The 8,987-nt window shown below is 39.3% G+C and carries 8 protein-coding genes and 1 tRNA gene; 7 read left to right on the forward strand and 2 right to left on the reverse strand.

Annotation, left to right across the window (positions count from 1 at the left end; translation table 11 throughout):
* From nusA to PK547_00635, 4 genes are all read left to right on the forward strand, one after another.
* The coding region (gene nusA / locus PK547_00620) for a transcription termination factor NusA (GenBank protein ID HPR91228.1) at positions 1-1,238 on the forward strand (1,238 nt) is incomplete at its 5' end.
* 52 nt (positions 1,239-1,290) lie between these two features.
* Entirely contained in the window at positions 1,291-2,628 is a 1,338-nt protein-coding gene (gene tig / locus PK547_00625) for a trigger factor (GenBank protein ID HPR91229.1), read from the forward strand.
* A gap of 9 nt (positions 2,629-2,637) precedes the next feature.
* Positions 2,638-3,255, forward strand: a complete 618-nt coding sequence (locus PK547_00630) for an ATP-dependent Clp protease proteolytic subunit (GenBank protein HPR91230.1) — start codon at positions 2,638-2,640, stop codon at positions 3,253-3,255.
* 35 nt (positions 3,256-3,290) lie between these two features.
* On the forward strand, positions 3,291-4,538 hold the full coding sequence (locus PK547_00635) for a hypothetical protein (protein HPR91231.1): 1,248 nt from the start codon (positions 3,291-3,293) through the stop codon (positions 4,536-4,538).
* A gap of 47 nt (positions 4,539-4,585) precedes the next feature.
* On the opposite strand, the gene PK547_00640 is transcribed toward PK547_00635, so the two are convergent.
* Positions 4,586-4,657, reverse strand: a tRNA-Gly gene (locus tag PK547_00640).
* Positions 4,658-4,894: 237 nt separating this feature from the next.
* Between PK547_00640 and PK547_00645 the strand changes: the two genes are divergently transcribed.
* Positions 4,895-5,257 carry a TraR/DksA C4-type zinc finger protein gene (locus PK547_00645; protein ID HPR91232.1) on the forward strand — a complete coding sequence of 121 codons (363 nt, stop codon included), beginning with the start codon at positions 4,895-4,897 and terminating at the stop codon, positions 5,255-5,257.
* Positions 5,254-6,804 (forward strand): YifB family Mg chelatase-like AAA ATPase, encoded by a 1,551-nt coding sequence (locus PK547_00650; GenBank protein HPR91233.1) that lies wholly within the window; start codon positions 5,254-5,256, stop codon positions 6,802-6,804. The genes PK547_00645 and PK547_00650 overlap by 4 nt, the downstream gene beginning before the upstream one ends.
* 2 nt (positions 6,805-6,806) lie before the next feature.
* Here the strand turns inward: PK547_00650 and PK547_00655 are convergent, their stop codons facing one another.
* Positions 6,807-7,991: a peptidoglycan DD-metalloendopeptidase family protein gene (locus PK547_00655; GenBank protein ID HPR91234.1), complete on the reverse strand. Its 1,185-nt coding sequence runs from the start codon at positions 7,989-7,991 to the stop codon at positions 6,807-6,809.
* 90 nt (positions 7,992-8,081) lie between these two features.
* Here PK547_00655 and rsmA point away from each other — a divergent pair, with 90 nt between their 5' ends.
* A complete protein-coding gene (gene rsmA / locus PK547_00660; GenBank protein ID HPR91235.1) occupies positions 8,082-8,897 on the forward strand; it encodes a 16S rRNA (adenine(1518)-N(6)/adenine(1519)-N(6))-dimethyltransferase RsmA in 816 nt (271 codons plus the stop codon).
* The last annotated feature ends 90 nt before the right edge of the window (positions 8,898-8,987 follow it).

Raw genomic sequence — 8,987 nt, forward strand, 5'->3', positions numbered from 1 at the left:
TTATGGATTTAAAAAATATAAACGTGGCAATTGATCAAATTGCCGCTGAAAAAAATTTAGATAAGGAAGTCGTCATTCAAGCAGTCAAAGACTCTCTGGCCTCTGCCTATAAAAAAGAATATCGTCAGAAAGGAGAGACAATCCGTTGCGAATTTGATACGGTCTCAGGTGAAATGCAATTTTGGCAAATTAAAAATGTGGTAGAACCGTCAATGCTCAAGAGCGCAGAAGAAATTGCCAAAGAGGAAAGCGGAGAGGTGATTGCAGACGCTGATGATTTGAAAATTAGATTTAATCCTGATCGCCATATTCTCTTAGAGGAAGCCAAACAATATGAACCGAATGTAAAAGTAGGAGAAACCATTGCCTTTAGCCTGCCACCAGCAGAAGAAGGATTCAGCAGAATCGCCGCCCAAACAGCCAAACAAGTTATTCTGCAAAAATTGCATGAGGCCGAAAAAGAATCAGTGCTCAGTAACTTTAAAGGATTAGAAGAAACACTCATTAGCGGCGTTATTCAAAGAATAGAGGGAAGTAATATTTATATCGATTTGGGCAAGGCAACTGGTATTTTGTTTGCCAAAGAGGCTATTCCTCATGAAAAATTAAGAGTAGGGCAACGCAAAAAATTTATGATCATGGCTATAGAGGATAGAATACAAGGGCCATCGGTTCTTTTAACTAGATTGGGCAATAAATTTATCAGCCTGCTCTTTGAAAGCGAGGTTCCCGAAATAAAAGAAAATCTAGTCACTATCAAATCCCTAGCGCGCGAACCCGGCGAAAGAACTAAGCTAGCAGTAACGGCCAATGAAGGGGGCATTGACCCCATTGGGGCTTGCGTAGGCCAAAAGGGGACGAGAATAGCTACTATAATAGAAGAACTGGGCGGAGAAAAGATTGATATTATCGAATACTCTGAAGAACCCGGAAAATATGTGGCCCAAGCTTTAAGCCCTGCCGAAGTAAAGGAATTTGAAATTTTGCCAAACGAAAGAGAAGTAAGGGTTTATGTGCCCCAAGATCAAATTTCTTTGGCTATTGGACGCGGAGGCCAAAACGTTCGCTTAGCAGCTAAATTAACCGGCTGGAGAATTGATGTTAGGTCTCTCGCCACTCCCGACCAAACTATTACTGGCGGTCAGTCAGAAGAATCCTCAGACATGGATAGCGAGGAAGACACAGAAGCTGCCGATAAAGAAGGTGAGGTCGTCTCTGAAGCTGATATACAGGAATAATGTTAAATTGGTTAGGGTTATTTGCTAATAAATCAAAACAACAAATTATACTATGAACTTTAACATAAAAGAATTAGCTAAATCGCAGATAGAAGTTAGTTTTGTTTTAACTCCGGAAGACCTAAAGCCATACTTGGAACAAGCCCTTAAAGATATAGCCAAGGATTCCTCTATAGCAGGCTATCGACCAGGTAAGGCTCCTGCAAGTTTAATTAAAGATAAGGTTGATCCGGTAACTCTTTTAGAAGAGGGCGCCGAAAAGGCTATTAGAGATATTTGGCCCAAGACGGCTGAAGAGCAACAGATTGACGGGGTCGGCTCTCCTAAGGTGGAGATTACTAAAATCGCTCCTGACAACAATCTAGAATTTAAAGTAACTGTAGACATTATGCCGAAAATAACGCTTCCCGATTTAAAAGAAATCGTGGCGCCTTTAGGCAAAGAGAAAACTATTAGCAAAGTAGAAAAAATAGAAATAGAAGACAGCTTACAATGGCTCTCCGATTCTCGAGCGATTACTACTAAGGTTGAGCGTGGAGCTGAAAATGGCGACCTTGTAAATATTAGCTTCAAAACTTTCAATGAGGGCAAAGAATTGGAAGACAGTCAATCAGATAATTACCCTTTGATTTTAGGAAAAGGTCATTTTCTTGATGGATTTGAAAAGGCCATTATAGGCTTGAAGGCAGGCGAGGAAAAAAGTTTTTCTGTCATAGCTCCCGCTGATTATTGGGAAGAAAATCTTAGAGGTAAAACTTTAGATTTCCAAGTAAAAGTAAATGAAGTTATGGAAAGAAAATTGCCGGAGCTTAATGATGAGTTTGCCAAAACTCTGGGGCAATTTGAAAGCTTAGAAGATTTAAAGAAAAGCATTGAGGAGGGCATAAAGGGAGAGAAGGACAGGGCCGAGAGCGAAAGAATTAGAAATTTAATCCTAAAGAACATTGCCGATAAAGTAACCATTGATTTGCCAGATTCTTTGGTAAACGGAGAGCTGCAAGCAATGTTGCACGATTTAAAACACCAATGCGAAGACCATGGTCTTTCTTTTGAAGATTATTTAAAGCAGGTGAAAAAAACAGAAGAAGAAATAACTAAGGATTTGAAAGAAAATGCCAGTATTAAGGCTAAGGCTGATTTAATTCTGAGGGCTATAGCCAAAGAACAAAAAATTACTGCCAATGAAGATGAAGTTAGCGTGGCCGTCACCGAGGTCTTGCGGTCTATGGGGGAAGAAACCAGCGAGTTAAACAGCGATGATATCAAACTGTATGCCAAGGAGGTGGTAATTAGAAGAAAAACTTGGGAATATTTAGAAAGTTTTTTACCACAAGAGGGTGTTAAAGTGACAGAGGCCGAAACTACTCAAAGCCAAAAAGATGCTGTATAATATAGGCATATGAAACAAACTAATCCTCAAATGGAATATTTGGTTCCCACTGTCATAGAAAAATCGGCTTATGGAGAGCGAGCTTATGACATCTACTCTCGACTCTTAGAAGATAGAATAGTGTTTTTGGGCGGCGCTATAAACGATGCAGTAGCCAATACCGTAATAGCGCAAATGCTTTTCTTGGACCATAAGGACCCTAATAAAGAAATGGTAATGTATATTAATAGCCCCGGCGGGGAAGTAAATGCCGCTTTGGCTATTTATGACACTATGCAATTTGTAAAATCCCCAGTCAGCACTATTTGCGTTGGGTTAGCTGCTTCGGCAGCAGCGGTAATTTTGAGTGCTGGAGCCAAAGGAAAAAGATTCGCTTTGCCTAACAGCGAAATTATGATTCACCAGGTAGCCATGGAAGGGGTCGGCGGCCAAGCCTCAGAGATAGAGATTACTGCGAAAGAAATTATCAAAATAAAGGCGCGTTTAAATGACGTCCTCTCTAAACATACAGGACAAAATATAAAAAAGATAGAAAAGGACACTGATAGAGATTATTTTATGTCAGCTGATGAGGCCAAACAATACGGTTTAATAGATCAAATTATAAAAACCAAAAAGTGGTCTTAAAGGCCACTTTTTCTTTTATTATTTAAACTTATAATATGAGTATAGAAAATCCCACGAGCTACGGAACCGATGAGAAGGAAGAAAAAGGTAGTACCATTGTCGCCAAAAGCGGTTTTAAACCGAAGCCCGAAGATCATTCTCATGATGGTGTAGACGATAAATATTTAGGAGAATATGAAAAAACGGCTTTCAAGGAGATGAAAAAGGATATGTACCAAAGAATGACTGAGGCTACTTCCGCAGATGAAATAGAAAAATTAAATAACAGTTTAATAAAAACCCAAGAGGCTGTGGCTGAAGATGTTCGTCACGCGAAGAAACTCTCATGGAAGGAAAGAAAACAATATAATATCTATAAAACCAAGGATGCGGAAAAAGCAGCGTTTATAAAAAATGGCGTACCCAATACAGTAATAGAAGAGGCTGCTCAAGAAAATTTGGATAAAGCTACTGCAGAGCTGGATAAAGTTGGGTCTAGAATTGCAGATTTACAGACTGAGAAAAATAAACAAGCTTTAAATCAAGATTCTGATGGCATTGGTAAAAGTGCTGAACAATTAAAACCATTAGAGCAGCAACAGGCTGACCTGGAGAAAAGCCAATGGAAAGCGGATTGGGGAATTGACGAAAAAAATAAAATAAAGGAAGACATTGCCAACACGGAAAAATCTAGAACCTTAGCTGATGCTGAATTTTTAAAGCAGGGTGCCGAATATGATAAAGAAACAGGGGAGAGATTGGAGTTTACTAATGAGCAAATTGAAGCGGCTAGATTAGAAATGAGTAGAAATTTAGAAGAGCAAATGAAGGCGAAAAAATCGGGATCATTATCACCCGAAGAAATTGCCAAGATAGGAAAAGAAAGGAAACTTTTAGAAGCTGAATTGATTAAACATGGCGCCAAATATGAAATTGGAGAAAATGGAGAAAAGCAATTAATTCTTACTCAAGATCAAATTAGCCAGGCGAATAATGAAATGAAAAAAGCTTTAGAAGGAATTGCTAAAGAAAGCCCTGATAAAAAAGTTGAAGGGAACCAATCAAAAGTAGAAACAGCTAAAAACAAGGTCGAGGATATTACAAATACTGCATCTAAAAAAGAAACTAAAGGGGAAGAATCTGATAATAAAGCAGTTGAATCTAAAGCTGGAAAAGCCACTAAATGGGAACTACCGGGATGGGTAAAAACGCTTGCAAATGGAATTGCAGGAGTATTTCTTATACTTTTCGCTTCTCTCTTTGGTTTTATGGAAAAACAACTGGGAAAGAAAAAAGGGAAATAGAATCAAAAAACCTTCTCTAACGGAAGGTTTTTTGATTTATAACTAGGAGCGGCGGATGGGACTCGGACCCACGACCTCCTCCTTGGCAAGGAGGCGTTCTACCACTGAACTACCACCGCTAATAGCTTTTTTAATATACACTAAAAGGCTTAAAAGGACAAGTCCTTTAAATACAAATGTTTAAGTGGCTATGCCTTTGCGAGAGAAAATATTTTCTAAAATAAAAATATAATTTCTGCCTCTAAGGGTTATCAAGCCTTAGAATTACAACACAGTTATAGTTACCGTCAACTTGACTTGAGCCTAAAATGCTTTAATATTTTAGAGTAAGGTTATTAATCTTGAACCGCGCAATTATGAATGACGATATACTTAAAGGGTTAAAGCACAAATTAATAGAGGAGAAAGAGACCTTAGAATCAGACCTAGCTAAATTTGCCGAGAGAAATAAAAAGGCAGGCGATTTTGAAACTAAATTCCCCAACTATGGAAGGAGCGAAGAGGATAATGAATCTGAAATTATTACCTACACTACTTTGAAAAATATAGAAGAGGCTATTGAAACGAGGCTGCAAGAAATTAAAGAAGCCCTATTAAGAATATCCAAAAAGACCTATGGGGTCTGCCTTCAATGCAAAAAAGAAATAGAAATAGAAAAACTCAATACCAATCCAACTACTTTAGTTTGCCGAGAATGCCAATTAAAAAATAAAAAATGAATGCAATCATCAACTCAGCTGCTTTGACGGGTCTGGAGGCTCAAGAAGTAAGGGTTGAGGTTGATGTTAATAATGGGTTGCATAATTTTTCTATTATCGGACTGCCTGATGCTGCTATCAAAGAGGCAAAAGATAGGATAGCGACAGCCATCAAAAATTCTGGGGCTAAGTCGCCGATGAATTGCAACCAAAGAATTGTTATTAATTTGGCCCCAGCTGATCTGAAAAAAGAAGGTTCGGGATACGATGTGGCCATGGCAATCGGCTATTTGTTAAGTTCAAAACAGATAGCTTTTTTTAGTTCTGCCAAAATATTGTTTCTTGGAGAACTGGCTCTAGACGGCAAACTAAGGTCGGTAAAGGGAGTTATCACTTACGCTCTCTTGGCCGAGCGGTTACACTACGATTATATTGTTGTTCCTAAAGATAGCGGCAATGAAGCTGCCACTGTTTGCGAGGCGACCAAAGTAATAGCCCCAGAGAATCTAAAGGAATTAATTAACTGGCTAGAAGGAAATTCTGAAATAAAACCGCTGGCGCCAATAGAACCAGCGTCATTACTAAATAATAAAATTGTTTACAGCCCTGATTTTGCCGATATTAAAGGACAGAATAAAGCCAAAAGGGGACTAGAAATAGCGGCGGCGGGAGGACATAATTTGCTTCTCATCGGCCCCCCAGGGACAGGAAAAACTTTATTGGCTAAGGCGTTTAGAAGTATCCTTCCCCCCTTGAGTGTCTCCGAAGCTTTAGAAATAACCAATATTTACAGCGTAGCCGGACTTCTGCCTAAAGACATACCGCTTATCGTAGAAAGACCTTTCCGCTCACCGCACCATACGAGCTCGGATATTGCCATGGTGGGAGGAGGAGCCAATGCCCTACCAGGAGAAATAAGTTTGAGCCATAGGGGAGTGCTCTTTTTAGACGAATTGCCAGAATTTAATCGTAATGTATTAGAAACATTAAGACAGCCATTAGAGGAGGGGCACATTACCATTAGCAGGGCCGCTAGGCGTTTGGACTATCCCAGCAACTTTATTCTCATTGCCTCTATGAATCCTTGCCCTTGCGGTTGGTATAAAGACCCGCAACATGAATGCCGCTGTTCTATGAACGATATTTTAAGATATCGCAAGAAAATTTCTGGTCCGCTACTGGACAGAATCGATATGCGCATAGAGGCTCCTCGTTTAGATTATGCCAAAATAAATAATGACAACACTGTAGTAGAGGAGTCTTCCTCGGCCATCAGACAGAGAGTAATCCAGGCAAGACAAAAACAAAATGAACGGTTCAAAAATACCAAAATTCGTACTAATAGTGAAATGGATAGTAAAGATATAAAAAATTATTGTTGCCTAGATGCGGAAACGCAAAAATTTATGGAACGCATTGTTGACCAGTACGGACTTTCGGGAAGAAGCTATCACCGTCTCTTAAAATTAAGCCGAACCATAGCCGACTTAGAAGAGAGCAAGGATATAAAACTGCCTCATTTAGCCGAGGCAGTTCAATTTAGAGATAGTGAACTGTTAAATAATTAGCTTTATTTAGCAAACGGATTAGTCATACCCCTAACTTCAAAATGAAGATGGCAGCCAGTGGGACCAGTAACATTGCCGGTATTGCCAATAGCTCCGATGACTTGCCCTTGCGTAACTGATTGACCATCTTTAACGCTTACCACGCTTAAATGGGCGTAAAGAGTAAGGGCTCCATTAGGGTGCTGGATTTTGATGTAATTACCATAACCGCTATTCCAAGCGTTATTGCCAATAGCTAAGGTAACTATGCCGTCAGCAGCAGCATAAACCGGAGTGCCGCAACGATTGGCAAAGTCGACTGCATTGTAAGGATGGAGTTCACCCCAATTCCAGCCTGTGGTAGGGGGGATAAAATAACTATTTTTAGAGCTGACTATATCAGTGTTTTTAATTTCAGAACCCTGGCTGGAGGATAAAACTGCAGTAACCGAAACTAATTTTCCGTCAGGAATAATTAAAGTATCTCCCTTGATTAAAGTGTCTCCCGACAAACCATTGAAATCTTTAATTTTGTTAGCATCTACTTTATAAGTTGAGGCAATCTTCCCAAGAGTATCACCACTTTTGACTTGATACTGAATGCCCGAGACGGGCAGGATAATCAATTCTTGTCCGGGTTTAATAAGATTGCCGTTTTTAAGATTATTGGCCCAAACGAGAGTGTTGAGGCTAATACCAAATTCTGAGGCAATTTTCCCTGGGGTATCGCCATCTTTTACTACGTAGGTCATTACTTCGCGACGATTCAGTTGAGAACCATTGTTACCGGTTAGAGAAGCATTATTATCCAAGAACCCCCCATCATAAACAATAAAATTGCTATTCGCAGGACTAGCGCTATTGGCTGCCATTTCCGCCAGTTCGCTGTCAGAGGCCATGGCCGATTGAGAAAAATAGTAGAGGGCAGAATGGCTAATATCTTCTATATATTGAGGATAGGCTTTAGTAGCATTACGGCTAGTGTTTGCCTCTGTGTCATTAAACTGGTATGATTTGGTAATCACCGATTTATAAATAATTTCTCCAGGAATTAGCAAGACCATCAAAAAAAGAACTAAAACTAATTGTTCTTTTAAGCGGCGGTCACCTTTGGCAATAAGCCCCCCAAAAAGGCTTTTTACGAAAGCGTTACCTTGCTTTATAATAAGGGAGGCTCTAACAGAAATATTTTTAAGAATCTCTTTCATTGATTTGATTGGCTCTAGACAAAACACGCTAGGGGAACCGAGCCATTAAAAAAAGCCTTTAAAGGCTAGTAACTTAATTTTATCACGCTAATGTTTAAAAATGCAAGCCAAGGCCAAAATGTTAGGCCCAATAAATTAATGGGGCAGAACTTTCTTACTAATACAGCCCTTTTGGAAAGAATGACCTCAACCTTAGCTATTAAGGAGGGGGATAAAATAATTGAAGTAGGTCCGGGCACGGGTAATTTGACAGATTATCTAATAAACAGCATGGCTGGAGAAATCTTGGCTATAGAAAAAGATAAAGGTCTGGCCATTGGTTTAATAAACAAATATAGGAGTATTCCCAAACTGACTATTCTACCTCAAGATATTCTCTTTTGGTTAAAGCAACCGCAAAATAGGCAAAAATTGCCCCGTTATAAGGTAATAGGCAATATCCCTTATTATCTAACCGGCCAGCTTATGCGACTACTTTTAAACGGCGAGTTTCAGCCAATTTCAATTGTTCTCACTATCCAAAAGGAGGTAGCCCAAAGGATTGTGGCGCAACCACCCCAAATGACAGCACTTTCAGCTATCGTGCAAACCCTTAGCGAGCCTAAAATAGTTTTTACCATAGGCAGAGGCAACTTTAAGCCTATTCCCAATGTGGATTCGGCTGTCATTTCCATAAAGCCCAAACCTATTTACGATTCGAACCAAACTCAATCAATCATAAAAACCATAAAAGCCGGTTTTCTCCATCCCCGCAGACTGCTCTTGAGCAATTTGGCTGAAGGATTAGAGATAGAAAAAAGTAAAATTACTAGCATTTTCGCTAGTTTAAACTGGGATACTCAATTAAGGGCTCAAAATCTAACTGTAGCCGACTGGAAAAAAATTTCAGTGTCTTTAAATGGTTAATTTTTTCTTTCTATTTGTTCCATTTTGGTCTATAATATAGCCATAAAGAGAAAATATATATGAAACGATTTTCTAAATTTTTTTGTGTTG

The sequence above is a fragment of the Candidatus Paceibacterota bacterium genome, from assembly GCA_035404205.1.
In the GTDB taxonomy this organism is placed as follows: domain Bacteria; phylum Patescibacteriota; class Minisyncoccia; order UBA6257; family JAVHQB01; genus JAVHQB01.

Excerpts from the sequence above, each read along its gene's own strand:
- PK547_00630 (HPR91230.1), top strand. The coding sequence starts at position 2,638 with ATGAAACAAACTAATCCTCAAATGGAATATTTGGTTCCCACTGTCATA.
- PK547_00655 (HPR91234.1), bottom strand. The coding sequence starts at position 7,991 with ATGAAAGAGATTCTTAAAAATATTTCTGTTAGAGCCTCCCTTATTATA.
- PK547_00635 (HPR91231.1), top strand. The coding sequence starts at position 3,291 with ATGAGTATAGAAAATCCCACGAGCTACGGAACCGATGAGAAGGAAGAA.
- PK547_00645 (HPR91232.1), top strand. The coding sequence starts at position 4,895 with ATGAATGACGATATACTTAAAGGGTTAAAGCACAAATTAATAGAGGAG.
- PK547_00650 (HPR91233.1), top strand. The coding sequence starts at position 5,254 with ATGAATGCAATCATCAACTCAGCTGCTTTGACGGGTCTGGAGGCTCAA.
- rsmA (HPR91235.1), top strand. The coding sequence starts at position 8,082 with ATGTTTAAAAATGCAAGCCAAGGCCAAAATGTTAGGCCCAATAAATTA.
- tig (HPR91229.1), top strand. The coding sequence starts at position 1,291 with ATGAACTTTAACATAAAAGAATTAGCTAAATCGCAGATAGAAGTTAGT.